Genomic DNA, 22,692 nt, shown 5'->3' on the forward strand with positions numbered 1-22,692 from the left:
TCCAGATCAGATTCCCTCTCAAGACAGCCGTTCCGCGAGCTCGGCCACCGACTTCCCTTCATGCTCGGCGAGCAGCGATCGCAGCGCAACGCACGACTTGGCGTGGCGCATGTCGCTCAGCCCGACGCGCCGGAGGGCTCTGGCCCATGAGTGGTCGTCCGTGGTGCTCTCCGCGAGAATCTCCAGTCCCGTCGCTCCATCGAAGCGTCGGCGCAGGGGCGTCTGGAGCGCCGGCCAGCGGGCCGCGATCTCGGAAAGCACCACCAGATGGACCGCCTCTTGTACCGACAGCCTTTCCAGTCCGTGTTCCTTGTGGCCCAGCACCCGAAGATAGAACTGCCACAACGTCAAAAGCCGTTTCACTTCACGAAGCGAGAGATCGTTCTGTGCGCGCAGGCGTTTGCCGAGCTGGTCGCGGACCGTGTGGTCCGTCTCCAGGGCACGTACAAGTGCCTCGGTCTCCGATGTACGGCCGTACGACGTGGTCGAGGACGGGGCCCGAGCAGGAGCCACGACAGACTGTTGTTCGCCCGCCTCGTCGAGAGCGACGACGGCCGGCGGAGCCGACGGGGCAATCTCGCCCAGTAGCCCGGTCAGAGCGGTTTCGACGCTGCCCTGCGACGTCGGCGGCAGGGCCACCGGCAGCTGGACGAGCTTGCGCAGGAAGGTCCAGCCCACGGAAGGGTCCTGATGCGAGTCGGCCAGGTCCGCGGTCACGAGATCTGCATAGGCTCGGTCCAGATGAGCGGCGACGACTCCAGGGTCGAGCCCAAGAACAAACCGGCATCGGGCTTGGTCCTGGGCGCTCTGGCGCGTAGGGACGTACAGCGCGCCCGACAGAAACAGATTGATTGCTTCGAAAACATCGGCGGTCACCCGGGGTGAGCAGCGGTCCAGGTCGTCGATGAAGACGATCAGCTCGTGGCCGCCTTGCTTCAAGGTCGCGAGCAGCTCCCGGATGTCGTGCTGGACGAGATAGAGGTATCCGGACCGGGCGTGGTAGTACGGGTCTCGCAAGGCGTCGTTAACGCCTCCACTTCCCGCCGGGGCGAGGACACCGCTCATCACCGGGCCGTCCAGGAGCTCGCCCGGCAGGTAGGAACGCGCCCGCCCACAGGCGAGGCGCAACACCGTATGAATGACCCCCACGACGGCCAAGAGCGTCGGCAACGCCCCTGCCAGCAAAACCGCGCTGATCTGATGCCCAGCGATGTGGTAGTTCTGCCCTCCCTTGGCGAGCTGTGCGACCAGGGGAGCAAGCAGCGCGAAGACTGCTACTCGCAGCACTGGGGAGCACAGCCGCCGCAGCATCGTGCGACGCAGTTGATGACGGTCCAGGCGAACCGAGTTCCTACGCAGCCAGTACGTCTCCCGGCTCCGCCCGTGAGATCCCAGCGCAGGCTGCGCAGCCTCGACAATCGTCCGAGTCAGGCCTGCCCATATCTGATCGTTTGTCTGATGCGCCCAGGGGTTGAAGTGGGCTGTTATGGACGTCGAAGGCCGCCCCGCCCGTGCTGCATTTCCCGGCCGAGACATTTCTCTGTTCGTGGGTGCCTCGGGGGTGGTCCGAATCAGCTGCAGAAGCGCGGCCTTGACCGAAAGATGCTCGGGCGAACGCCTCCACCAACGCCTCCACCAACGCCTCCACCAACGCCGGTGCGGGTCGGTCTTGTCGCAGCGTGCCGACTGCCTGCGAAGGACTTCCCTTTCGATCAGCCGCATCATGCTCGTCTTGCCCGACCCCCATGGGCCTTCCAAAGCCACGACGGTCGGGCCCGTGGTGTCCACGAAAGCGCCGCCGGCTTCAACCGTGGTTCTGACGTTGTCTTCGCCCGTCACCAGCAGGTCGGCGACAGCTGCGACCAATGCGTCCCGGTTCAGCAGGTCCTCGTCGGCGGGCCGATCGCCGAAACCTCGGCAGCGGACAGAACCATGTCCGCCCAGAGGGTCCGACACGGCCTTTCCTGGCAGCGAGCGGCGGCTGGCCATTGCTTCTCGCAGACGCCTGCCCAGGAGGTCTGGTGAACCCGCAGTCAGGTAGGAGACCAGGTCAGGTTGGTCACCGAGCAGGCGATTCAACCAACTCAGGCCGTGCCACTGCCGGACGAAGGGAAATTCATCGCGAAGGCCTGCGAACCATGCATCCTCAGAGGGCGTCGCGTCGATCGGCACCACGAGATCCCAGTGATCCGGCTGAGGTTCGAGCCTCTGGAGCGCACGGCGAATCTGCGCTCTGCGATCCGACGTCATGCGGCCGGTGAAGGCTTTCAACTCGTACTGGACGAGGCCGCCGTCATCCGAGTGCTCAAATACATCGTATCCGCGGCCTTTACCACTGCGCTGGGCCACCTGGGCATGAGGACGAATCCGCAGAATGAGCAGAGATACCAGTGTCTCGAACATGGCAGGATTCTTGACCACCTCAGCCCACCCGAATGGCGCCCTGGATTCGGCGCGAACACCGCGCTCCCGGCGAGCCGCATCGAGAAGTTCCAGCCACCGGCGCTGGTCCCGTGTTCGGGTGTTTCCCGTGGTTTCTCCTGTCACCCTTTGCAGCAGGGAGATCAGCGCCAGGAATTCGCTCGTCAGGGCTTCGCTTGGCAGGGCGCGACCGTTGAGCCAGCCGCTGATCGTCGATGCCGCCAGACGATTCTCGCTTTGCCTGGATAACTGCCTCAGGGTCGGCCTTCCGGCCTTCTCGTACAACGCACGTAATTCGTCTCGGAACTGGTCCGCATGCTTCCCCAACTGACCGCCCTTCCGCGACGACCGGGCCGCACTGATCCAGAGGATGCGGCTCCGAGGCCTGCCAGTTTAGGCCTGATCCAGGCTTGTCAGCCATTGCCGTCGGTGAGGAACGTCGTACGCCTTGTGTGCGTGAAGACGCCCGGACTTGGAATGGGCGCCGTACCGTACGAGCCCTCCGAACGCACGCGATGCAGCAGGTCCTCGGCCCGGACCACCCGACAACGCAATCGACAGGCCCGCTTCGGCGGCGGTCCGGGCCGCCCCTCGGCGAGCGGAAGTTCAGCTACCACGGGGCCTCGTACGCCGAGCTGTTCCCCCGCCGGATCCGCGCCGCGGCTTCCGCGACGCCCTGGGCTTCCGCGACGCCGCCGTCGACGCCACCCAGGACGCCACCGCGTTCGTCTCCGGCGCCAGCCGCAGCGACCGAATTCCCCCGGAGACCCCATCGATCACGGCAGCCCCGGCGACGGAGCGGGCGTGAACATCCAGCCCGGCATACGTACGCTCGTTGACCCGCACCTGCCGCAATTGCGGCTCTACCGCCACCCAGAGCGGCGGCAGCCCCCACTACCTGCGAGCGAGGCCCCGGTTCTCCATACGGTCCAGGGCCTCCGCCGACGCCGCCTGCGGTCACACCTCCGCTGGGCTGAGCGCCCGGCGCCAGTACCCAGTGACGGCGTGGCGCAGCCGTTCGGTGTCGACGGCCTGTGGGTCAAGCAGCCGCTGCAGTCCAATCCCGCGGAGTTGCCCGACGATCGCGACCGCGACCTCGGTGGGAGTGAGGTCGGTGCGGATGGTGCCGTCCTTGATGCCGGCATGGACGTCGTCGCGCAGGTCGGCGCGGAAGGCGTCGTCCCGCTCACGGAAGATCGGCGCCAGCTCCGCCTCCGTGGCGGCCTCGGCCCACAACAGCAAGAAGGCCCGGTTGAACACACCGATCTCCCCAAGCGCGCCAACGTAGCCGTCAATCAGCCGCAGCAGGCGGTTCAACCCCGGAGGCAGGTCGCTGAGTCCCGGCACGAATCCGGCCTGCGTGGCGTGGGCGAGGCGATGGAGCAGTGCCTGCTTGGAGCCGAAGTGGTGCGTGACGATGCCTCGGCTGTAGCCGGCCCGTTCCCCTACGCGAGCCAGCGTCAACGCGCGTAGGCCGCGGTCGACGACCAGTTCGGCGGCGGCGTTCAGCAGTGCGGACTCGGCGTGGTCCCGGCGTTCGCGCTGGGTACGGCGTGCGGTGGTCATGGCTCAAGCGTACAAACTTGCGTGTCAGTCAACAAGTATGTGAGGGTAAGGCATCGCATTCCACCGCCCGGAGGTTTCGATGACCGAGAGAGATGGCCATGACCTGGATGTTCTGCTCGCGGACGCCCCCGGCGGGCCGGTGGTGATGCTCAGCGGGTTGCGGTTCCGACCACGCGGCGGCCGCGAGAACTGCCGGCGCTACGCGGAGACGATCCGCTCCTCAGTCACCGCCCACTTCGGCGTCTTTGTGGAGTACCTGGGCGAGGGCGGGCGTGAGTTGGCCGCGGAGGACGTAGCTGCCCGGGCCAGGGTGTTGGTGCGCCACCCGAACCGCCAGGCGTTCGCCCACCCGGTCCGGGACCCCGGCTACGGCACAGTCCCCCATTCGAGCGGCGAGGCGCCCGTGGCGTCGGTCCCGCAGCCGACCAAGCCGATCGCGGTCTGAGCCCGATGCCCGCGGTCTTCGTCCACGGAAACCCGGAGACGGCGGCGGTCTGGGAGCCGCTGCTGTCCGAACTGGGGCAATTCCGATCCGATCTGATCTGCCTGTCGCCACCCGGGTTCGGGACGCCGCTGCCCGCCGGGTTCGGCGCCACCCGCACCGAATACCGGGACTGGCTCGCCGATGAGCTGACGGCCCTCGGGGAGCCGGTCGACCTGGTGGGCCACGACTTGGGCGGCAGCCACGTCGTGAACGTCGTGCTGAGCCGTCCGGACCTCGTCCGCAGCTGGGTCAGCGACGTACTGGGGATCTACGACCCCGAGTACGAGTGGCACGAGCTCGCCCGCCGTTGGCGGACGCCAGGCATCGGAGAAGCCGACGTCGCCGCGCGATTCGGCGGGACGGTCGAGGAACGGACCGCGGTGCTCGTCGAACGGGGCATGGGCAGGCAGGTCGCCGCCCGCGTCGCCGCGGGGCAGAACGAGGCGATGGGCCGAGCGGTGCTCGCGGTCTACCGGTCCACCGAGCCCGACGTGACCGGCCCCGGCTTGGAGTTGGAGCGTGCGGCTGCCCGGCCGGGACTCGCGCTCCTCGCCACCGCCGACCACCTCGTCGGCACCGAGGAGCAACGGCGTCGCGCTGCACGCCGAGCAGGGGCACGGGTGCAGGTCCTCAGCGGACTTGGCCACTGGTGGATGACCGAAGACCCCGTCTCTGGCGCCTCAGCCCTGCGTGCGTTCTGGGCGACGGTCCACTGAGGACATCACTGGGGGCGGGGTTCTCAGCTGCGCACCATCGTGCAGACCCTCGCGGCGCTCGACCTGCCGCCGGACGAGATGCTGCACCACCTCGACGAGCACGCGCCGCACCTCGGTAGCGACCACGAAACCTGCGGAACGGCGAGCGGCCTCTCCGCTCGCTCGCTTTGAGCCCGCAGCCTCTGCAGAGCCCTGCCGAGGGAGCGGTGTGACCCGGAGGCGAACGCCCGACGGCCTGGACGATGTCGTGGGGGCGCCCTCGGTGTTGAGTGGCGCGACCACGAGGTGTCTCGCGAGCATCTCGGCTATCCCGAGACGGTTCTCCAGTTGGAGATCCGGTCGTCGCGCAGTCACCCAACGAGCCGTCCTTCTGTCAGCGCTGACCTTGCCGCAGTGAGAGAAGAGCGCGGACCACTGTGTTTGATTGGCTGGTCGAGATGTTCGACCATCGCGCTCCTGGCGTTCTGCGGCTCCGGTGAGAGGTCACGAGGACGCCTTGTTCAAAACGCGGGGGGAGCCGGACGCGAAGGTGCTCGACCTCAACGTCGTGGCCGTGTTCGCGAAGTGCTCGGGCAAGGTTTTCTGATGCCGGTGAAAGACCGGTTGCTGAGTTAAATGCCAGGTCAGCAGCTGCCTCTCCTGGCGGGATCGGGGCCATGTCGATGGATCCGTTGCTCTTCAGAGCGTGGGTTGTGGGAGGACCTGGCCCGGGTGCCGGTGTCGTTCGCGCCGACGGGTGGTGTGAATGTGGTGGTCTCCCCGGCGTCAGGGCTGTGGCCTGCTGGCTGGGTTGGGGCAGTGGTTCTGGGTGGATCAGCGATCGTGACCGTGCCGACTGGCTGATCATTTCAGAATGAGTTGGCGTTGAGGGCTTGGCAGTTGGGCTTGGCCGGCGGCAGAGTTCTGCGGGTGCCTGTTGATCTTGTGCCTGATGACCTGTGGGAACGCGTTGCTCCGCAGGTGTGTGGCCACGTCTGCACGAGATCCTCCTGACGCCCGACCCGGCCGCGGACCGGTGGGATCGCGTCGAGCAGCGGCAGCAGCTGAGTGACGTCGCCCGCCGACCGGAGGGTGGCATCTGCAACCCGTGCAGGAACAAGGAGCCGGATGCCAAAGAGGAATGCGCCGACTGCCACCGGATGATGACCTCGTACCGGCGTATGCCCGACGGCGCCAGCCTCTGCCGGACCTGTGCTCCGAAGAATCGTCAGATGTGCTGCCGTTACGGGCGGGTACGCCGGGTCAACGTACGGACCCCCGACGGGCCGGTCTGCGACGGCTGTTACTCCAGCCCTCCCTGCCCGTGCGGTGTCTGCGGACAGATCGCTTCCCTCAGCATCCGGGCCGACGGCTCCAGGCCGGACACCTGCGACAGGTGCTACAAGCGACACGAAAAGAGCTTGGGGCAGTTCAGTGCCAAGCGGGTCCCGGTCAGGCTGCCGGGGCGGTCAGGACGGCCTGGGCCGCCAGCCGGAGACGCCTGATCATCGGATTCGGGTCGCCCTTGCGGCTGACCAGGACGACCTGGCTCGGGGGAGCGCCCTCGACCGGGACGGTGACGAGGTGGGGACGCAGTGAGCTACGCCGATCGCCGACCGGTAGCACGGCGATCGCCCTGCCGCTCGCGACGAGTTCGAGCTTGTCCTCGTAGCTCTCGATCGGCGGCACGCCGGCCCCGAGGACCCGGTAGGAAGTCCAGTCCGCGGTCTCGAACGCGCACGGCGCCGCCTCCTCGCCGGCCAGTTCTTCCGCGGTCACCGACGTGCGGTCGGCCAAGGGATGGCCGCGCGGGACCACGAGCATCCGGGGCTCCTCGTACAGCGGCGTGGTGAGCACGTCGTCGGCGGCGAGCGGCAGCGGGGCCCGCGCGATCAGGGCGTCGACGCGCTTGTCGGACAGCGCCCCGATGTCGCGGCAGCTGAGGTACCGGGTGGCGATCTCGGCGTCCGGGTAACGGCGGCGCAGTTCCCGTACGGCGGCAGTGATCACCAAGTCTTCAACGTAGCCGATGGCGATTCGCTCGGTCTCGGCTCGTTCACGCACGGCCAGCTCGGCCTGGCGGGCGGCCTGCAGCAGGGCTTGGGCACGGGGGAGGAAACTCTGGCCGGCCGGAGTGAGCCGGGCGCCCTGGGGCCCGCGGTCCAGCAGTCGTGCGCCCAGGTACTTCTCGAGCCGTTGGATCTGGCGGCTCAGCGCCGGCTGGGCCACGTGCAAGTCGGCGGCGGCCCGGCCGAAGTGCTGGTGCGCCGCCACCACGGTGAAGTAGCGCACCAGCCGCAGTTCCAGGTCCTGTCCGCGATCGTTCACCCGTCCAGCGTACGCGTCATGCCGTTTCGGAATGATCGAGTTGCCGAACCGGTCTTGGACGGCCATGCCGGCCTGGGCCTTGACTGAAGGAGCAACGTTTCCCCAAGAAAGCGACAGGCGCGATGAAGGCGATCCAGTTCCACGAAGCGGGCGGGCCGGAAGTTTTGCGGTATGACGAGGTGCCGGTTCCCGAGATCGGCCCGGGCGAGGTGCTCGTTCGGGTCCACGCGGCGGGCATCAACCCGCCGGACTGGTACCTGCGTGAGGGGATGAAGGTCATGCCGGCCGAGATGAGGCCGGCGCTGGAGTTCCCCCTGATCCCCGGAACGGACATGTCGGGCGTGGTGCAGGCGGTCGCTCCGGACGTGCTGGGGTTCGCCGTCGGTGACGAGGTCTTCGGCATGCTGCGGTTCCCCGGATTCGACGGCCGGACGTACGCCGAGTACGTGGCCGCGCCGGCCTCGGACCTGGCTCACAAGCCGGCCGGTGTCGACCACGTCCAGGCGGCTGGGGCGCCGATGGCCGTGCTGACGGCCTGGCAGTACCTGGTTGATCTCGGCCACGACGTGCCGTCTCCTTTCACCGGCCAGGTGCACCAGCCGGTGCCGATCACGCCAGGGATGACCGTGCTGGTCAATGGGGCCGCCGGTGGAGTGGGCCACTTCGCGGTGCAGCTGGCGAAATGGAAGGGGGCACACGTCATCGCGGTGGCCTCGGGCCGGCACGAGCAGTTCCTGCGCAAGCTCGGCGCCGATGAGTTCATCGACTACACCAGGACGCAGGCCGCGGACGTGGTCAGCGGTGTCGACCTGGTGATCGACACCGTCGGGGGCCCGGACAGCTCACGCTTCCTGACCGTGCTCAAGCGCGGCGGCACCATGCTTCCGGTGTTCTTCGCCCAGTACGCCCCGGAAGAGACGGCGCGTCTGGGCATCACCGTCTCGAACATCCAGGTGCGTTCCAACGGCCCCCAACTCGCCGAGATCGGGCGCCTTTTCGACGAGGGCAAGCTCCAGGTCGGGGTGGACAGCACCTACCCGCTGTCCGAAGCGGGCAGCGCACACACGCGAGCCGCGCAGGGCCACATCCAGGGCAAGATCGTGCTGACGGTGGTCTCGTGATCGCCGAACTCCAGTAGGCGGTGGCGAACTGCGCCCACGCCCTGGACGAGCTGAATCTGCCCGAGCTGGAAGCGGTCCTGACCGAAGACACCACCTGGACGTCTTGACGGCCTCCTGGCTGCTGACGTTGAAGCAGATCGCCGCCGCGTTCGGCGATGTGCCGAGCGACCGCGCCGCGGCGGGTCAATACACCTGGCCCCGCCCTGAAAGACGTTGTCCAGCGTCAGGGTCGTTCGTGTCCTGCATTCTCGGCAAACTCGGGCTTCGCGGACTGGCGTTCAGGTTGGTCGTGTCCGCCTACTGGCGGGGGCTGGTGACTTGATGTGGGTCCCGACTACGACGACGCTCCGCCCATGGCCAGTGCGGTTCGCGCCAGCCCGCGCAGCCAGGCGTGGGCGTGGTCGGTGTCGTAGCGCTGATGCCACGACAGGTATATCGGTGCCGATGGGAGTTCGAGCGGGAGGGGGAGCACGACCAGGCCGAGGTCGGCGACCGCTGACCGCGTGGTGGCTTCGGGGACGCTGACCAGGAGATCGGAGCCGCGCGCGAACTCCAGTGCGGCTGCTTCCGTGGGCGCGGTCGCCACCACGCGGCGGGTGAGGCCGAGCCGCGCGAGGGCGTCGTCGAGGGCATCGCTGAGGTTTCCACGTCGCGAGACGGTGACGTGCTCAGCGGCGGCGTACCGCTTCGCGGTGACGGTCCTGACGCGGGTGAGGGGGTGCCCCTGCCGCACGACGATGACGAGGCGGGTCTCGCCCACGTTCTCGGCACGGATGTCCGGTGCGCTCGGGCGGTTGGCGTTCGCCTCCAGGTCGACCTCGCCGCGCCGCAACTCGGGGGTGTCGATGCTCGATTCCGCGACGAAGCGCAATCGCACGCCAGGCGCCTGTTCGCGCACGGCCGAGAGCAGTGTGGGGCCGCTCAAGGCGACCAGGGAATCGTGCCAGCGGAGGGTGAAGGTGCGTTCCAACGTTGCCAGATCGAGTTCACGGCTCGGTGCCAGCACCCCCTGGACCTGGTGCAGCAGCTCGTGCACCTGTTCCCGGACGGCGATCGCATACGGCGTCGGGGTCATGGTGCGGCCGGTGCGCACCAGGATCTGATCCCCGGTCGTGCGCCGGATCCGGCCCAGACTCCGGCTCATCGCGGGGGCGGTGACGTGCAGGCGCGCGGCCGCCCCGGCCACACTTCCCTCCTCCAGCAGCGCATCGAGCGCGGCGAGCAGATTCAAATCCAATTGCATGGGAGTAATTCTAGCCGTGCGTTACATGCATTTGAAGTTAATCAAGAGGCTGTATAGCTTCGAGACCAGAGCGCTGAACAGAGCGCCCAGTTCGGCCCGAACGGCCCCATCACCTCCTTCTCAAAAGGGAGTTCGCCATGTCCGAAACGCTTCCAACCACTGATGTCGCCGTCTCCGACGCCGACCTGCTCGGCCAGACCGCGATCGCCGTGCGCGCGGCCGGTTCGGCGCTGCGCGAGCGCTTCGGCGAGGTGGTCCGCTACCGGAACCGTGAAGAGCTGATGCGCGCGCTCGCCGCCAACGACGACACGGCCCTCGACATCCTGCGCCCCCGCCTCACGCGCCTGCGTCCGGACGCCGGCTGGGTGGCGGACGAGCTGGACGGCGGGGCGCTGCCGCCCGGCGAATGGTGGGTCGTGGATCCGGCCGAAGGCAACGTCAACCACCTGCACGCCCTGCCGGAGTGGGCGGTGACCGCCACCCTCGTGCGGGAGAACCAGCCGGTGCTCACCGCGGTCCACCTGCCGTTGACCGGCGAGACCTACACCGCGCTCACCGGCGCGGGCGCCCACCTCGACGGCCGGCCGCTGCACGTCTCCCAGACCGCGGACCTCGGCCTGAGCATCGTGGCCACCAGCCAGGCCCGGCCGGACGAGGACGAGAAGGTCGTGCGGCGCGTCGGCTCCTCGATCACCGCGATGCTCTTCGACGCGCTGGTCGTCCGCACCGCCGTGCCCGCGACCCTGCACCTGCTGAACGTGGCCGCCGGCCGGATCGACGCCTTCTGGCAGTTCGCCGGCGCCCGCGCGGATCTGCTGCCCGGGGCGCTCCTCGTCACCGAGGCCGGCGGCCAGATCTCCGACGCCGAGGGCCGCCCCTGGACCCCGCAGAGCGAGAGCCTCCTGGCCGCCGGGCCCGGCGTCCACGCCGAGGCCGTCGCCACGCTCTCACGCTGACCGCGCACCACGACCTGCACGACAACCTGCACGCACGGAAGGACCACATCATCATGACCACGATCGCAGTTCTCGGAAACGGCCGCGTCGGCGGCAATCTGGCCACAGCCCTCACCCGGGCAGGGCATGAGGTGACCGTGGCGGACCGCGCGCCGGGCGCCGCCGCCGACGCTGCCCGGACAGCCCAGATCGTCATCAACGCCACCCCGGGAGCCGGCTCGCTGGACCGGCTCGTCGCCCTGCGCGAGGAACTGCGCGACAAGATCCTCGTCGACGTCTCCAACGCCACCGTCGAGGGACCGGACGGACTGCCCGCCGACCTGATCTACCCCGGCTCAAGCCTCGCCGAGCAACTCCAGGAAGCGCTCCCCGAAACCCGCGTCGTCAAGACACTCAACACCATGCTCTTCCCGGTGATGACCGCGCCGGCCACGCTCACCCAGGCACCCGACGCCTTCCTCTCCGGCGACGACCCGCAGGCCAAGCAGACCGTCCGTGAACTGCTCATCAACCTCGGCTGGCGCAAGGAATGGATCACTGATCTCGGCGGGATCCGAACCGCCCGCGCCACGGAGGCCGCAATACTGTTCGTACCGCATGTGATGCGGTCCAGCGGATTCGCGCCCTTCGCGATCTCGGTCGCCCGCTGATCCGCAGACAGTGCACCGCCGGGGCACGGCATGACGCAGACGAAGTTCGACAAGCAGGTGGAAGAGATCGCCGAATCCCTCGCTTTCGGTATCGGCCCGTTCCTGGCCGGGCGCCCCATGGACGGGGTGAAGCGGACCGACGCGACGTTCTGGCGCTCGGGTACCCGGGTCTTGGCGAAGTCCAAGGCCGCGTGGGGCGTTCCTCCTACCGGGCCGGGTGGCAGCGCCTGGCCTTCCGGATCACCTGGCTCGCAGCGGCGGGGGAGGGCGCCTACCTGGTCGGCAGGCACCCGGACACCAGCTGGCAGGGCGGTCAGCTCGACATCCACGAGTACAACGGGCAGCTCGCCCTCGAAGCGGCCGGCCTCACCGACGAGTTCCGCGCGATCATCCACGAAGGTGGCGAGGCCGTACGCGTGCTCGACCGGCACGGCGCGGTCCTGCTTGACCAGCCCGACGACGGCACGGGCGGGCGCCCCGAGGTGCTCCGCGGAGGCCTGCGTCGGATCCTGAGCAACTCGCTGCCCGGCGAGATGATCCAGTGGGGACACAAGGTCACCAGTGTCCGCCCCCTCGGAGACGGAAGGCACGAGCTGACGTTCGCCGACGGGCCGACCGTGACGACCGGCCTCCTCGTCGGCGCGGACGGCGCCTGGTCGAGGGTCCGGCCGCTGCTCTCCGACGCGAACCCGAGTACGTCGGCACGTCGCTCATCGAGACCTACCTGTACGACGCCGACCAACGCCACCCCGCAGCGGCCAAGGCCGCCGGCGACGGTTCCCTGTTCGCCGTCACGACTGGCAAGGGGATCCTCGGCCATCGAGAGGCCGAGCCGTTCTGCACACTTACGTCGCGCTCGATAAACCGCAGGAATGGATCGACGCCATATGGCGGTAGTCGCCGGGCAGGGCGGCCTCGTCGGGAGTCGCGCTGCGGTGCGGGACCAGCAGTACCGCCCGCCCCGCCACCTGGGCGGGGGCCGGGGCGCCGGCCGCGGCGGCCTCCGTCGCGGCCCGGCTGCTCGGCCGGCCGGACCAGGACCCGCTCGGCGATCACCAGTTCCTCCCGCTCAGCCCGCACCTCCTGCAGCTGCTTGGCCAGCTCCTCGGCGAGCGCGTCCAGACTGCGGCGAGCCGTGATCCGCTCCAGCTACGGAGATCAGTGCGGCCTGCATCGACCCAGCCTTCCGCGGGCAGGGCCTGGCCGCCCGCATGGTCCTCGAGGTGGCCCCCGGCGTCCGTGCCCGCGACGAGAGGCCCTTCCTGCACACCTCCGCGCGCAACACCAACGCCATCCGGCTGCGCCACCGCACGGCGTTCCTCGCGGCGCGGGTTCCGGAGACAGCGCGGCAGCAATAACGCAGAGGTGCGAGCGGGCGGTGGGCGATCGCCCACCGCGGCTGGACGTACACTCCACACATGGGTCGCACATGCGCAGTGAGGGAGTGCCTGTTCCAGGCCGCTCATGCCCTGTGCCCGCCCGCCGCGTGCGCGACGGCCATCGACCCGGTGAACGCGCCGGCGATCTGCTGTCGCGCGGTGCACGGCCACGGCTAGCGATTCCGGGTAATTCTCGGCATTTCCAAGATCATTCCGCCCCTGCAGACGGGCCATATTCTGCGCGGCCGCCCCTCCCCGCCTCTGTAACCACACGGCGACGGTCCTCGCCACAAGTTCCTGCTTTGTCATCCTTTGGCGCCCTGGCGCCACCTGCGCGCCGACCGTCGGACGACCGGCAGCCGGTGCATCTTCGAGAGGACCCTTGTGAAGTTGAGCGAGCTGCTCGCCGGGCACGATCATGAAGTCATCGAGGGTGATCCGGAGACGAGGATCACCGGAGGCACCTGCTTCGACGCCCACCGCGCCGCTCCGGGATCCCTGTTCATCGCGGTACCCGGTCATCGCGAGGGCGGCCCCGAGTCCGTCGGACCGGCTCTCGCACGCGGCGCGGTGGCGATACTCATCGACTCCGCGACGGCGCAACTTCCGGTCGCGACCTGGGCGTCGGCAGCTGGTGTATGCGTCGTAGCCGTCGCGGACACGCGCAAGGCGGCCGCGGTCGTCGCCTCCCGCTACCACGGAGAGCCAGGCCGGCAGATGAAGATGGTGGCCGTCACGGGCACCAACGGGAAGACGTCGGTTTCCTCCATGGTGGAGTCGGTGCTGAGGGTCGCCGAGCACGCCAGGGTGGGGGTCATCGGGACGGGCGGCAGCCGGATCGGCGACGAACTGATCCCGATGCCGAGGTCGGTACTGACCACACCGGAGTCGCCGGACTTCCAGTATCTGCTCGGGTGCATGCGCGACCGCGGTGTCGGCACCGTGGCGCTCGAAGCCACGTCGATGGGCCTGCTGACCCACCGCCTGGACCACTCGTTCATCGACGTAGGGGTGTTCACCAACCTGACACAGGATCACCTGGACGACCACGGCACCATGGAGAACTACCGGGACGCGAAACTGCGTCTGTTTCAGGGGCTGTGCCGGCGTGCGGTGGTCAACGCCGACGACCCGGTCGGAGCCTGCATCGGGGCGATGATGCCCGGCGCGGTCGTCACGTACGGCATCGACGCGGAGGCGGACTACCGGGCGACCGACCTCACCATGGACGCCCTCGGCACCCGCTTCACTCTGCACCACGCCGGCCACAAGTATCCGGCGGCGATCCCCGTGCCTGGACGGTTCTCCGTCTCCAACGCACTGGCCACTGTCGCAGCCTGCCACCTCATCGGGCACAATCTGGCCGGACTGGTCGCCGCACTCGAGCAGATGCCTCCGCTCCCAGGAAGGTTCGAACGCTACGAGACCCCGGACGGCACGTCCGTCATCGTGGACTATGCGCACTCCCCGGACTCACTGGAGAAGGTGCTGACCACCATCCGCAACTTCGCCTCCGGCCGGGTCGTCACGGTCTTCGGCTGCGGCGGGGACCGGGACGTCACCAAGCGCGCCCGGATGGGGGAGATCGCCGGCACCTACTCCGATCTGTGCGTTCTCACTTCGGACAATCCCCGCAACGAAGACCCCCGGGCGATCATGGATCAGATCGTCCCGGGCCTGCTCGCGAGCGGCACCACTTTCGAGCGGTTCGCGGACCGCCGCCGCGCCATCTCCTTCGCCCTGTCCGCCGCGGGTCAGGGCGACGTCATCCTGATCGCGGGCAAAGGCAGCGAGCCCTACCAGATCGTCAACGAGGAACTGCTGCCGTTCAGCGACATGGCGACGGTACGCGAACTCGTCACGCGGTAGGGCGTACCGGCCTTCTTGACGCCCGGCGCTGGTTGCAGTGCCGGGCACGAGGAATTGCAGCTGCTCCAGACACCGACCTGCTGGCTGATGCGCAATGGCAGGTCCGCGGCCCTGGCCGAAGCGAAGGTGGTCGTCCGGCACATCGTCGGCCTCCAGTGCCGTCAGGGGCCCGCTGCCCGCTCCACGCGAGCCCTTGGGGCCCCGCGGCTACCTGGGGGACGTGCGGGCCGCCCGCATTTCCGTCGGCGTGGACGCCTGATGGCGCTGATCGGGGCGGGCTGGGGTCGGCCCGTCCGGCTGCTCCATGCCACAGCTCGGTGCGTTCAGCACCCGGCACCAGACCAATCGCCCACCTCAAGAACTGGCGCGTGCTCTGCAAGGTACGCACCGACCCGAAATGGGCGACCGCCCTGGTCAGGGCCCTGCTCGTCCTGACGAACCGAAGTCGTCCGCTGACCGACGATCTTCACCGAAGCCATCCGCCCTCAACCAGCACGAGCATCCAGAATCCCGCGCACGCCAGACCCGTGACCAGCAACTTCACGATGCACACCGCTCAATGAAGAAGTATCAGTGAGTAGAGGAGCCGCGGGGGGCGAGCCGGGTCTTGGCGCGGCTCGCCCACCGTGGCTCAGGGGCGACGGGCGATCCAGGTGGTGCGGCTGGTGCGCATGCTCAGGTCGTCACGGCGCACGATGCTGTGCGGCTGCGTCTCGTCCAGCAGGGCGTCCAAGGCGGCCAGGTCGTCCATGTCGAGGACCTCGGTGGCGTGGGAGCGCAGCTTGGCCAGGCAGACCTGGGCGTAGCTGCTCAGGGCTGGTGCCGCCTGTGTGCGGTCGAGACGGATCTCGAAGGTGCGGCGCGCCTCGACGGTGAATCCGGCGTCCGTGAGCCGGTCGGTCCATTCGTGGGACGGCAGGGTGTTCGTGGCCGCGTGCAGGCGGGCCTCCAGGCCGGGCCGGCCGATGCCGGTGTCCTCGGGCAGGAAGCGGGGGAAGAAGTCCATCTCGGTGACGGCCAGGAGCCCGCCCGGCCGCAGGCGCTCGAACCCCTGGGCCAGGGTGCGGGCGGGATCGGCCACATGGTGCAGGAAGGCTGCGGCCCACATCAGGTCGTACGGCCCGTCCTGACCGGTCTGCGGCCACTGCTCGTCGAGATTCGCCTCCAGCGTGCTGATCCGGTCCGCGACACCGTGCGCGGCTGCCTGCTTGTGCAGGCGGTGCAGCATCTGCGGAGAGATGTCCACCGCCATCACCGCCGCCATGGGGAACCGGTGGGCGAGGGCGAGGCTGCCGGTGCCGGGTCCGCTGCCCAGATCCAGGATCCGGACCGGGGCGCGGTGCGTGAGATCGGCAAGCCAGCCGGTCAGCTCCGCGAGATAGGGCGCCAGGACTTCGGCATCCAGCTCCAGCAGCTGCGCCATCGCGATATCGGAGCCACTTGCCCGCTCGTGTCCGATGTGGCCCTGAGTGTCGTGGTGTGTGCTCATGCTTGGACGGTAGAGCGACTGTTGTCGCCACGTCATACACTCTTGCCGGTGGAGCAAGAATCGACATTGGACGCCACCGTCAGGATGCGGATCAGGTCCCTGCGCAAAGCGCGCGGCTGGTCACTGGACAACCTCGCCGAACGCGCGGGCATCAGCCCTTCCCAGCTCAGCCGCATCGAGACCGGACACCGCCGCATCAGCCTCGACCAGCTCACCGCCATCTCCGGAGCGCTGGGCAAGTCCCTCGACGAGCTCGTCGAGTCCCCCGACGATTCCGACGTAGTCATCCGCCCCGACCGCGACGACAGCCGCGGCCTGACCACCTGGCTCCTCACCAAAGACAACGGCCCCCAGGGCCTGACCGTCGCCAAAATGCGCATCACCGAGCCGGCGGGCAGCGTCACGCCCGACGACTTCGGCGTCCATCCCGGCCGGGACTGGTTCACCGTGCTGTCCGGCACCGTCATCCTCTACCTCGGCGAACGCGTCATCCGTATCGAGGCCGGCCAGGCCGCCTCGTTCTCCACCATGACCCCGCACACCCTCCGCAGCGAGCGCGGCCCCGCCGAGATCCTGTGCATCCTCGACCACAACGGCGAACGCAGTCACCTCCATACCTGAAGCGACCACAACACCCCTCGCCGTGCGGCCCTGCGTCTGCCTTGATGCCGCGCCATCGGGACGCGCCGCAGAGCGCCGCCGGCCGATGGGGCGGGGCACCCGGCCGCTCCACACCGAGGGAGGGCACCTTGACCGCGGTGAGCTGGCCGGCCAGGCCGAGTTGGCCGCCGAGTTCGATGCCCGCGGTCGCGCTCACGACGGGATGCCAGCGCCGATGCCGCCCTGCACGAACAGCCGCAGACCGGCGTCGGCCGGGATCACCAGCCGGGTGTCGCCGACGACTTGGGTGGCGTCCTCCCGGTCCGGGTCGTAGCTGACCTCGATTCCGGGGCCCCGTGTCGAATTCGAGCTCGCCGGCAACTTCGAAGCCCTCGTTCTCTTTCAGTGTTGCCTGGAACCAGCCCTTGGCCAGTTTCTCGATGCCGAAGTTCACCCGGCCCGCGGCGGCGAGACCCTTGGGGTGTCGTGCGGTGAGTGCGAGGTGCCCGCCGGTGACCGTGAACGGGCCGGGGAGGTTGAAGCTGTCCGCCGTGAGGAGTCCGTATACGCCCACACCGCGTTCGTCGAGCACGATGCCGATGTCGGCCCGTCCTGCGAGCAGAGGCAGGCCGGGCAGGATTCTCCCGAGGCCGACGAAACCATGGTTGACGTCGAAGTCCAGCTGCACCGTTTCGATGGGGCTGAACATATCGGCGACGAGGGGGTACCGGCTGGTGGAGAGATATCCGCCGTAGCCGATGCCCTGGATGCTCCGCACGGGGAGCTCGAAGGGGGCCTGGTGGATGACCTGATGCCCTTGAAGGCGCTTCCCTTGACCGAGCCGACTTCTTCTCCGGTCGCGCCGGTGTGCGAGCCGCTGAGGGACCAGTCGACGTCGCGCTGACGACGTCGGCGCGCCGGGCTGCCGCGACCGGGTCGGGCCGGGACGCCGTATCGGGCCGCGCCGCGCGAATGCGCCGGCGGGCGGAAGAGGCCATCCTGGACGACATCCTCGGCATCGGCCAGTGAGTCCAACAGCCGGTGCGCGAGGTTGGTCAGCCGGCTTTCGACGTCTGCGGATCCGATGGGAGCGACGGGCTGACATCCACGAAGGACTCCTCAAGCTCGCCTGCTGCCTGATCACCCATCGACAACTGGGCTCATTGCGCTGGCCGTTGTGAGTGGTGCGGGTTACGTCCTGCCGTGGCGGCCGCGGCGCGGCCCCGGCATGAGCAAACCTCGCCGGCACCTCCTTGGTCCCCCCTTCAGCCTGACGACTTCGCGATCGCGCCTGGCGGGCACCGTGGCCCAGCATCGGGACCGGGCGGTGCCCGGTCGGGTCATGCTCGCGTGAGCACGATCTTCTTACCGCCGGCCCGTCCGGTAACCACCCGGGCGAACGCAGCCGGCCCTTCGCTCAGCGGCATGGGTTCCGGTGCGAGTTTCAAGGTTCCCGCGGCAGCCTGCTCCGCCAGCTGGACAAGCTGCGTGGCGTTGGGCTCGACATAGAGGTCCCCACTCGTGATGCCTCGTTCCTCCGGAGGCGCGTCCGAGGTCAGGGAGCACAGTCGGCCGCCGTCCCGCACCAAAGGCAGGGCGGCGTCCGCCGTGCCGGCGGCGATGATGAGGGCGGCGTCGAACCCGCCGCGTACCTTGGCCGACCAGTTCGGGTCGTGGTAATCGACGACCTCCCTCGCTCCCAGACCGAGCAGGCGCTCTGCGGCGGCAGCAGACGCGGTCGTGGTCACCTCGATGCCCTTGGCCGCGGCGAGCTGGATGGCCAGGGATCCGGTGGCCCCGCCTCCGTTGGTGATCAGGAGCCGCTGTCCTCGGCCGAGGTCCAGCTTCTTCAAGGACTGCACCGCGGTGAGTCCGTTGACCGGCAGCGCCGCCGCCTGCACGGCGTCCAGCCCGGGTGGGCAGGCTGCCGCGTGATCCGCGTTGATCAGAACGCGTTCGGCCCAGAAGCCGCTTCCCCCGGGCAGCGGGGCCTCGTGTGCGAGCACCCGGTCGCCTACGGCAAACCCGGTGACACCCTCGCCGACGGCCACCACCTTGCCCGCGCCCTCCACTCCCAGCGCCGCCGGGGGGCGCAGCCCCACGTCCCAACCAGCGCCGTTGAGCAGTTCGTCCCACGGGCCGACCCCCGCCGCCTCAACCGCCACCAGGATCTGACCGGGCCCTGGCGATGACGGTTCGGGCAACTCCAGCAGGGCGACTTCCTTCTCGGCCCCGGACACTCCGCACGCCTTCACAGCAGATCTTTGTCCTCTCACTCAGTCCGGCCGACCGGGAGGTACGGGCCGGAAATCCAAAGCAGGCACCAGTGTCGACCTCGGGATCCCCTACAGAGGTCGCTTGTGGTCTCAGCCGCATTGGTGTCGAGCCTAAGCAGATAATGGCCCGGACATATGGCCCATTTGAAGCGTGACTGTCTGGGCCAATCGTGGAATGGATCTGCGTCTGGGACCTTGGGTCGGGTTGCGGCGTACGTCATCGTGTTCGAGTAGCGAAAGCGCCGCTCACGCTGCGGCAGCAGCGGCTCCAGGCCACGTTCAGCCGAAGAAGAACCGGACGATGCCGGAGTCGGTTGCCGAGCCGACCCAGCCGTGGGGTCAGCGAGGGCGGGCGGCGGAAGCAGCCGTCAGCGCAGCGTCCAGAAACAGTCCCTTGAGCAGTCGCCAGTTCAAGCCCTGTTCCGCACGCCACCGAAAAGCCATGGCCATGCGGCCCGCCGCTGAGATCCACACCGTGTCGGAGTTCGGCCGGTACGGGAGCCAACCGCGGTCGAGGAGGATGCTCGTCCGTATCCGGGGGATGCGGTACATCCCGGCGGCGATGCCGGCGAGGAGCCCTTGCCCGTCACGGACGAAGTGAGCGCGGTGCTCGTCGCGGTCGATGAGCGTCAGGTCCTCGAACTGCCTGGTGGTGAGCTTCTTCGGGTCGACGGCCATCTCCAGAGTCCGGGACCTCGCGACTCGACCGGGGATGGTGAGGGCACCGTATTCACGAGTGGAGAACATCCGGTTCTTGGACGCCGCGCGGCCGATCATCAGGTCGGCCTCCCAGCCGGTCACGTATCCCCTCTCGTTTACCCCGGGGCCTATGACGATCCGGGGGCGTGCACATGCTGTTCGCCGACCCGCAAGACACCCCGCCGGAGGCCGGAGCCGGCCGCAAGGTCGTGACCGCGGTCATCGCCGGTGTGGAGTAAGAGCAGCATCCAGCACCAGGACGCTGCTTTCGGCGACGGCCATCTCGATGCCTCCCTCCGGGGGCAGGCCCGTGCCCGCCGGTACCCGTCGGTTACCCGGGGGCCGTCCCGTCACGCAGCTACGGACGACGGCGGCGCGTGGCCCACAACCGCCCCGGTAGTCCATCGCCGGCGTGTTCACGCCTCGCGGGTGGCGTAGTCGAGGGCGCGCCCGCTCAGCGTCTCCTCGACCACGTCGAGGAGAGCAAGGACGGCTTTGGCGATCGTGGCGGGTTTCTCGCCCGCCACGATGCGCCGGCCGATCTCGCTGTAGACCAGCGAGTGGAACCAGCCGATCTGGCCGGCCACCACGCGTGGCGTCGGGTCATCGGGCGGGGCGCCGGTCTCCTCGGCCAGGACCGCGGTGAGCGCATCGGTCATCTGCCGGCCGAGGTCCTCCAGCCTGGCGGTGAGCGTGGGGGCGGCCCGCATCATCTCGAAGACCGGGGCGAATCCCGTGCTCAGGCCGATCTTGCGGTCGCGGCGCCGCAGTTCGTCGCGGAGCCGGGCGAGCACGGCCCGCGCGGCGGACTCGCCCGGCTGCCGGGCGCGCACCATGTCGGCGAGCCGTTGCGGGGACGCCTCGTCCGGCGGGAGCACGAGGTCTTCCTTGGACTCGTAGTAGTTGTAGAGGGTGTTGACCGACACCTCCGCGGCCGCCGCGACCTCGGCGATGGTGACGTGGTCGAAGCCCCGCGCCACGAACAGACCGATGGCTGTCTCGGAGATGCGCTGCCGCGTCTGCCGCTTCTTGCGCTCCCGCAGCCCCTCACTCATGGCGCGAGTCTAACCGCACTCCTCTTTTGCAGCGCATTGCAACAATGCCGGCCGCTGTGGCCTCCGCTCCGGTTCCGCCGCGCGGTCTGTGGGAAGCCACCGGTCGGACAACCGGGCCCGTGCCGCGAGGTGGTGGACATAGGCCTCGCGGACCTCCTCCGGCCCCGAGAACCCCGGCTCACCGGCCAGCCAGACGTCCGGGACCGCAGCGACGACCTGGCGGAGCAACTCCGGGGTGACCCGCTGCGCGAGGTCGGCGTCCGCCGCCGCCAGGTCGAGGTGACGCGACCCCAGCGCGTGCCAACGGAAGTCATAGGCCCTGCCGGCTGCGTCCGAGGCGTCCGCCCAGCGGTGGTGGAAGACCAGGGCGGCGCCGTGGTCGATCAGCCACAGGCGGGGCGTGTGGTGGCCGGAGGTGGGCCAGGTCAGGAGGTTGGGGCTGTGTACGGTGCGGTCCACGTTGGCGGTGAACGCGTCCAGCCAGACGATCCGGGCAGCTTCCACCGGGTCGACCTCCGGCCCGCCCGGCGTGAAGTCGGCGGCTCCCGGCAGGAGGTCCACGCCGAGATTGAGCCCCGCGCTGGCGTGCAGGAGATCCTGCACCTCCTGGTGCGGCTCCTCCCGCGCGACCGCGGGGTCGAACCGCACCAGTACCAACTCCGGTGTGCGAAAGCCAAGGTGACGGGCGAGTTCGCCGACGATCACCTCCGCGACGAGCGCCTTCCGTCCCTGCGCGGAGCCGGTGAACTTGACGACGTACGTCCCCAGGTCGTCGGCCTCGACGATGCCGGGGACCGAACCTCCGCTCCGCAACGGGGTCACGTAGCGGACGGCCGTCACCGTGCGCAGTTCGTCCGTGGATGTCGCCATACGTTCCCGCCCCCTGCTCCCGACCGGCAACCGGCCGAACCGAACCCGCGAAGCCCAAAAAGTGAAGTGCACTGCAAATATACAGTCCACTAGAGTTTCGCCGGACACTTCGACAGGTGCTTCAACGGGAGGACGACCATGGACATGGAGATGACACCTGGTGGGCGCGACGCGGCGGTGCGGCGCGCCAACGCGGCTCTGCAGACGTACACGCTCTCGGGCGACGGCTGGCGCCGCAGCCCCGGCGAGACCCTGCAACAGGTCCTCGCCGACCTGCTGTTCTGGTGTGACGACACCCAGCGCGACTTCGACGCGGCCCTGGAACGCGCGCGGTCCCGGCATGCCGGCGGGCTTATGTAAGGCGCCAATGCGGCGATACTCGGCGTTGGTCTTCCGCCACCCCCATCAGGAGCGACCGGCCGGGGCCGGGTTCAGCCGCTCGATGCGCTCACCGCCTTCACCAGCATCGACCGACGTGTCAGTTCCAGCCAGGAGCCGGGGGAGACGCCATCGTGGTGGGATCGGCAGCGGTTGGTTCGTGTGGAGCTGCGGGTCTGCGCCACGTCCGCCGAGCCAGGCGAGCAAGGTGTGGCCAGGACCGGTGACGGTGGGGCCGGTCGAGGAAAGGTGCCAGGTTCGGCTGAGGTCTTCGGCCTCGATGCGGGTGGCGGGAAGTGTGGGCCGGTGAGCGCGGTGAGGGTGTCGTCGAGGGCCCAAGTGGCGCACTCAGCAGTCCAGTTGGCGGTGGAATAGCCGAACTTCAGGTCTACGTGGTGGGTTTCGAGTTCGCGTCGGCAGCGGGGGAGGGTGAACCAGGCCGGGTGGCGCCAGCCTGCCAGTGCGGGGACCAGCGCGGTCCAGCCTTCGACGGGCATGGCTGCTGCCTCATCGAGCAGGAGATCGAGGCTGCCGGTCAGGTCGGCGACAAGGTTGAGTGGGCTGGCGGTCAGGACGTGCCGCGAAAGATCACCCACGGCGGTTGTCGGATACC

The 22,692-nt window shown here is 68.9% G+C and carries 22 protein-coding genes and 2 pseudogenes; 13 read left to right on the forward strand and 11 right to left on the reverse strand.

Annotation, left to right across the window (positions count from 1 at the left end; all coding sequences use genetic code 11):
* Positions 1–18 precede the first annotated feature (18 nt).
* Positions 19–2,706 carry a P-loop NTPase fold protein gene (locus ACFV1J_RS02805; RefSeq protein ID WP_385855378.1) on the reverse strand — a complete coding sequence of 896 codons (2,688 nt, stop codon included), beginning with the start codon at positions 2,704–2,706 and terminating at the stop codon, positions 19–21.
* A gap of 672 nt (positions 2,707–3,378) precedes the next feature.
* A complete protein-coding gene (locus tag ACFV1J_RS02810; RefSeq protein WP_385855379.1) occupies positions 3,379–3,987 on the reverse strand; it encodes a TetR/AcrR family transcriptional regulator in 609 nt (202 codons plus the stop codon).
* Between the two features lie 79 nt (positions 3,988–4,066).
* Between ACFV1J_RS02810 and ACFV1J_RS02815 the strand changes: the two genes are divergently transcribed.
* From ACFV1J_RS02815 to ACFV1J_RS02825, 3 genes are read left to right on the forward strand one after another with little or no spacing between them, the layout of a single operon-like run.
* A complete protein-coding gene (locus ACFV1J_RS02815; RefSeq protein WP_385855380.1) occupies positions 4,067–4,432 on the forward strand; it encodes a hypothetical protein in 366 nt (121 codons plus the stop codon).
* A 5-nt stretch (positions 4,433–4,437) separates the two neighbouring features.
* Positions 4,438–5,187 (forward strand): alpha/beta fold hydrolase, encoded by a 750-nt coding sequence (locus ACFV1J_RS02820; RefSeq protein WP_385855381.1) that lies wholly within the window; start codon positions 4,438–4,440, stop codon positions 5,185–5,187.
* 39 nt (positions 5,188–5,226) lie between these two features.
* Positions 5,227–5,358 carry a hypothetical protein gene (locus ACFV1J_RS02825; protein ID WP_385855382.1) on the forward strand — a complete coding sequence of 44 codons (132 nt, stop codon included), beginning with the start codon at positions 5,227–5,229 and terminating at the stop codon, positions 5,356–5,358.
* A 1,260-nt stretch (positions 5,359–6,618) separates the two neighbouring features.
* Here the strand turns inward: ACFV1J_RS02825 and ACFV1J_RS02830 are convergent.
* The gene (locus tag ACFV1J_RS02830; RefSeq protein WP_385855383.1) at positions 6,619–7,494 is read right to left on the reverse strand and encodes a LysR family transcriptional regulator; all 876 of its coding nucleotides are present in this window, start codon (positions 7,492–7,494) and stop codon (positions 6,619–6,621) included.
* Between the two features lie 122 nt (positions 7,495–7,616).
* Here ACFV1J_RS02830 and ACFV1J_RS02835 point away from each other — a divergent pair, with 122 nt between their 5' ends.
* Positions 7,617–8,615 carry an NADP-dependent oxidoreductase gene (locus ACFV1J_RS02835; protein ID WP_385855384.1) on the forward strand — a complete coding sequence of 333 codons (999 nt, stop codon included), beginning with the start codon at positions 7,617–7,619 and terminating at the stop codon, positions 8,613–8,615.
* Positions 8,616–8,949: 334 nt separating this feature from the next.
* Here ACFV1J_RS02835 and ACFV1J_RS02840 read toward each other — a convergent pair whose 3' ends face one another.
* A complete protein-coding gene (locus ACFV1J_RS02840) occupies positions 8,950–9,858 on the reverse strand; it encodes a LysR family transcriptional regulator (RefSeq protein WP_385855385.1) in 909 nt (302 codons plus the stop codon).
* Positions 9,859–9,995: 137 nt separating this feature from the next.
* Between ACFV1J_RS02840 and ACFV1J_RS02845 the strand changes: the two genes are divergently transcribed.
* From ACFV1J_RS02845 to ACFV1J_RS02865, 5 genes and pseudogenes are all read left to right on the forward strand, one after another.
* Positions 9,996–10,814, forward strand: a complete 819-nt coding sequence (locus ACFV1J_RS02845; protein ID WP_385855386.1) for a 3'(2'),5'-bisphosphate nucleotidase CysQ — start codon at positions 9,996–9,998, stop codon at positions 10,812–10,814.
* Between the two features lie 53 nt (positions 10,815–10,867).
* Positions 10,868–11,464: an NADPH-dependent F420 reductase gene (locus ACFV1J_RS02850; RefSeq protein WP_385855387.1), complete on the forward strand. Its 597-nt coding sequence runs from the start codon at positions 10,868–10,870 to the stop codon at positions 11,462–11,464.
* Between the two features lie 293 nt (positions 11,465–11,757).
* Positions 11,758–12,352, forward strand: a pseudogene (locus ACFV1J_RS02855) (FAD-dependent oxidoreductase); the annotation flags it as partial.
* Positions 12,353–12,663: 311 nt separating this feature from the next.
* Positions 12,664–12,822, forward strand: a complete 159-nt coding sequence (locus ACFV1J_RS02860; protein ID WP_385855436.1) for a hypothetical protein — start codon at positions 12,664–12,666, stop codon at positions 12,820–12,822.
* A gap of 405 nt (positions 12,823–13,227) precedes the next feature.
* Complete coding sequence (locus ACFV1J_RS02865; RefSeq protein ID WP_385855388.1) at positions 13,228–14,712, forward strand: UDP-N-acetylmuramoyl-L-alanyl-D-glutamate--2,6-diaminopimelate ligase; 1,485 nt, start codon at positions 13,228–13,230, stop codon at positions 14,710–14,712.
* 631 nt (positions 14,713–15,343) lie between these two features.
* Here the strand turns inward: ACFV1J_RS02865 and ACFV1J_RS02870 are convergent.
* On the reverse strand, positions 15,344–16,201 hold the full coding sequence (locus ACFV1J_RS02870; RefSeq protein ID WP_385855389.1) for a class I SAM-dependent methyltransferase: 858 nt from the start codon (positions 16,199–16,201) through the stop codon (positions 15,344–15,346).
* An 84-nt stretch (positions 16,202–16,285) separates the two neighbouring features.
* On the opposite strand from ACFV1J_RS02870, the gene ACFV1J_RS02875 reads away from it, so the two are divergent.
* Positions 16,286–16,822: a helix-turn-helix domain-containing protein gene (locus ACFV1J_RS02875; protein ID WP_385855437.1), complete on the forward strand. Its 537-nt coding sequence runs from the start codon at positions 16,286–16,288 to the stop codon at positions 16,820–16,822.
* Between the two features lie 192 nt (positions 16,823–17,014).
* Here the strand turns inward: ACFV1J_RS02875 and ACFV1J_RS02880 are convergent, their stop codons facing one another.
* The gene (locus tag ACFV1J_RS02880; protein ID WP_385855390.1) at positions 17,015–17,182 is read right to left on the reverse strand and encodes a hypothetical protein; all 168 of its coding nucleotides are present in this window, start codon (positions 17,180–17,182) and stop codon (positions 17,015–17,017) included.
* A 121-nt stretch (positions 17,183–17,303) separates the two neighbouring features.
* On the opposite strand from ACFV1J_RS02880, the gene ACFV1J_RS02885 reads away from it, so the two are divergent.
* Positions 17,304–17,705, forward strand: a complete 402-nt coding sequence (locus ACFV1J_RS02885; RefSeq protein ID WP_385855391.1) for a hypothetical protein — start codon at positions 17,304–17,306, stop codon at positions 17,703–17,705.
* A gap of 148 nt (positions 17,706–17,853) precedes the next feature.
* A pseudogene (locus tag ACFV1J_RS02890) lies at positions 17,854–17,982 on the forward strand (IS5/IS1182 family transposase); the annotation flags it as partial.
* Positions 17,983–18,141: 159 nt separating this feature from the next.
* Here ACFV1J_RS02890 and ACFV1J_RS02895 read toward each other — a convergent pair.
* From ACFV1J_RS02895 to ACFV1J_RS02910, 4 genes are all read right to left on the reverse strand, one after another.
* Positions 18,142–19,041, reverse strand: a complete 900-nt coding sequence (locus ACFV1J_RS02895; RefSeq protein ID WP_385855392.1) for an NADP-dependent oxidoreductase — start codon at positions 19,039–19,041, stop codon at positions 18,142–18,144.
* Between the two features lie 375 nt (positions 19,042–19,416).
* Positions 19,417–19,878 (reverse strand): hypothetical protein, encoded by a 462-nt coding sequence (locus ACFV1J_RS02900; RefSeq protein WP_385855393.1) that lies wholly within the window; start codon positions 19,876–19,878, stop codon positions 19,417–19,419.
* A 314-nt stretch (positions 19,879–20,192) separates the two neighbouring features.
* The gene (locus tag ACFV1J_RS02905; RefSeq protein WP_385855394.1) at positions 20,193–20,831 is read right to left on the reverse strand and encodes a TetR/AcrR family transcriptional regulator; all 639 of its coding nucleotides are present in this window, start codon (positions 20,829–20,831) and stop codon (positions 20,193–20,195) included.
* 9 nt (positions 20,832–20,840) lie between these two features.
* A complete protein-coding gene (locus ACFV1J_RS02910; RefSeq protein ID WP_385855395.1) occupies positions 20,841–21,701 on the reverse strand; it encodes a HipA family kinase in 861 nt (286 codons plus the stop codon).
* 138 nt (positions 21,702–21,839) lie between these two features.
* Between ACFV1J_RS02910 and ACFV1J_RS02915 the strand changes: the two genes are divergently transcribed.
* Positions 21,840–22,061 (forward strand): hypothetical protein, encoded by a 222-nt coding sequence (locus tag ACFV1J_RS02915; protein ID WP_385855396.1) that lies wholly within the window; start codon positions 21,840–21,842, stop codon positions 22,059–22,061.
* A gap of 71 nt (positions 22,062–22,132) precedes the next feature.
* Here ACFV1J_RS02915 and ACFV1J_RS02920 read toward each other — a convergent pair whose 3' ends face one another.
* The gene (locus ACFV1J_RS02920) at positions 22,133–22,675 is read right to left on the reverse strand and encodes a hypothetical protein (protein WP_385855397.1); all 543 of its coding nucleotides are present in this window, start codon (positions 22,673–22,675) and stop codon (positions 22,133–22,135) included.
* Between the last annotated feature and the right edge of the window lie 17 nt (positions 22,676–22,692).

The organism is Streptomyces sp. NPDC059649 (assembly GCF_042734445.1).
Taxonomy (GTDB): domain Bacteria; phylum Actinomycetota; class Actinomycetes; order Streptomycetales; family Streptomycetaceae; genus Streptomyces.

Coding starts and splice junctions, on each gene's coding strand:
- ACFV1J_RS02815 (WP_385855380.1), top strand. CDS start 4,067: ATGACCGAGAGAGATGGCCATGACCTGGATGTTCTGCTCGCGGACGCC.
- ACFV1J_RS02875 (WP_385855437.1), top strand. CDS start 16,286: ATGCGGATCAGGTCCCTGCGCAAAGCGCGCGGCTGGTCACTGGACAAC.
- ACFV1J_RS02840 (WP_385855385.1), bottom strand. CDS start 9,858: ATGCAATTGGATTTGAATCTGCTCGCCGCGCTCGATGCGCTGCTGGAG.
- ACFV1J_RS02850 (WP_385855387.1), top strand. CDS start 10,868: ATGACCACGATCGCAGTTCTCGGAAACGGCCGCGTCGGCGGCAATCTG.
- ACFV1J_RS02910 (WP_385855395.1), bottom strand. CDS start 21,701: ATGGCGACATCCACGGACGAACTGCGCACGGTGACGGCCGTCCGCTAC.
- ACFV1J_RS02820 (WP_385855381.1), top strand. CDS start 4,438: ATGCCCGCGGTCTTCGTCCACGGAAACCCGGAGACGGCGGCGGTCTGG.
- ACFV1J_RS02845 (WP_385855386.1), top strand. CDS start 9,996: ATGTCCGAAACGCTTCCAACCACTGATGTCGCCGTCTCCGACGCCGAC.
- ACFV1J_RS02835 (WP_385855384.1), top strand. CDS start 7,617: ATGAAGGCGATCCAGTTCCACGAAGCGGGCGGGCCGGAAGTTTTGCGG.
- ACFV1J_RS02870 (WP_385855389.1), bottom strand. CDS start 16,201: ATGAGCACACACCACGACACTCAGGGCCACATCGGACACGAGCGGGCA.
- ACFV1J_RS02915 (WP_385855396.1), top strand. CDS start 21,840: ATGGACATGGAGATGACACCTGGTGGGCGCGACGCGGCGGTGCGGCGC.
- ACFV1J_RS02905 (WP_385855394.1), bottom strand. CDS start 20,831: ATGAGTGAGGGGCTGCGGGAGCGCAAGAAGCGGCAGACGCGGCAGCGC.
- ACFV1J_RS02810 (WP_385855379.1), bottom strand. CDS start 3,987: ATGACCACCGCACGCCGTACCCAGCGCGAACGCCGGGACCACGCCGAG.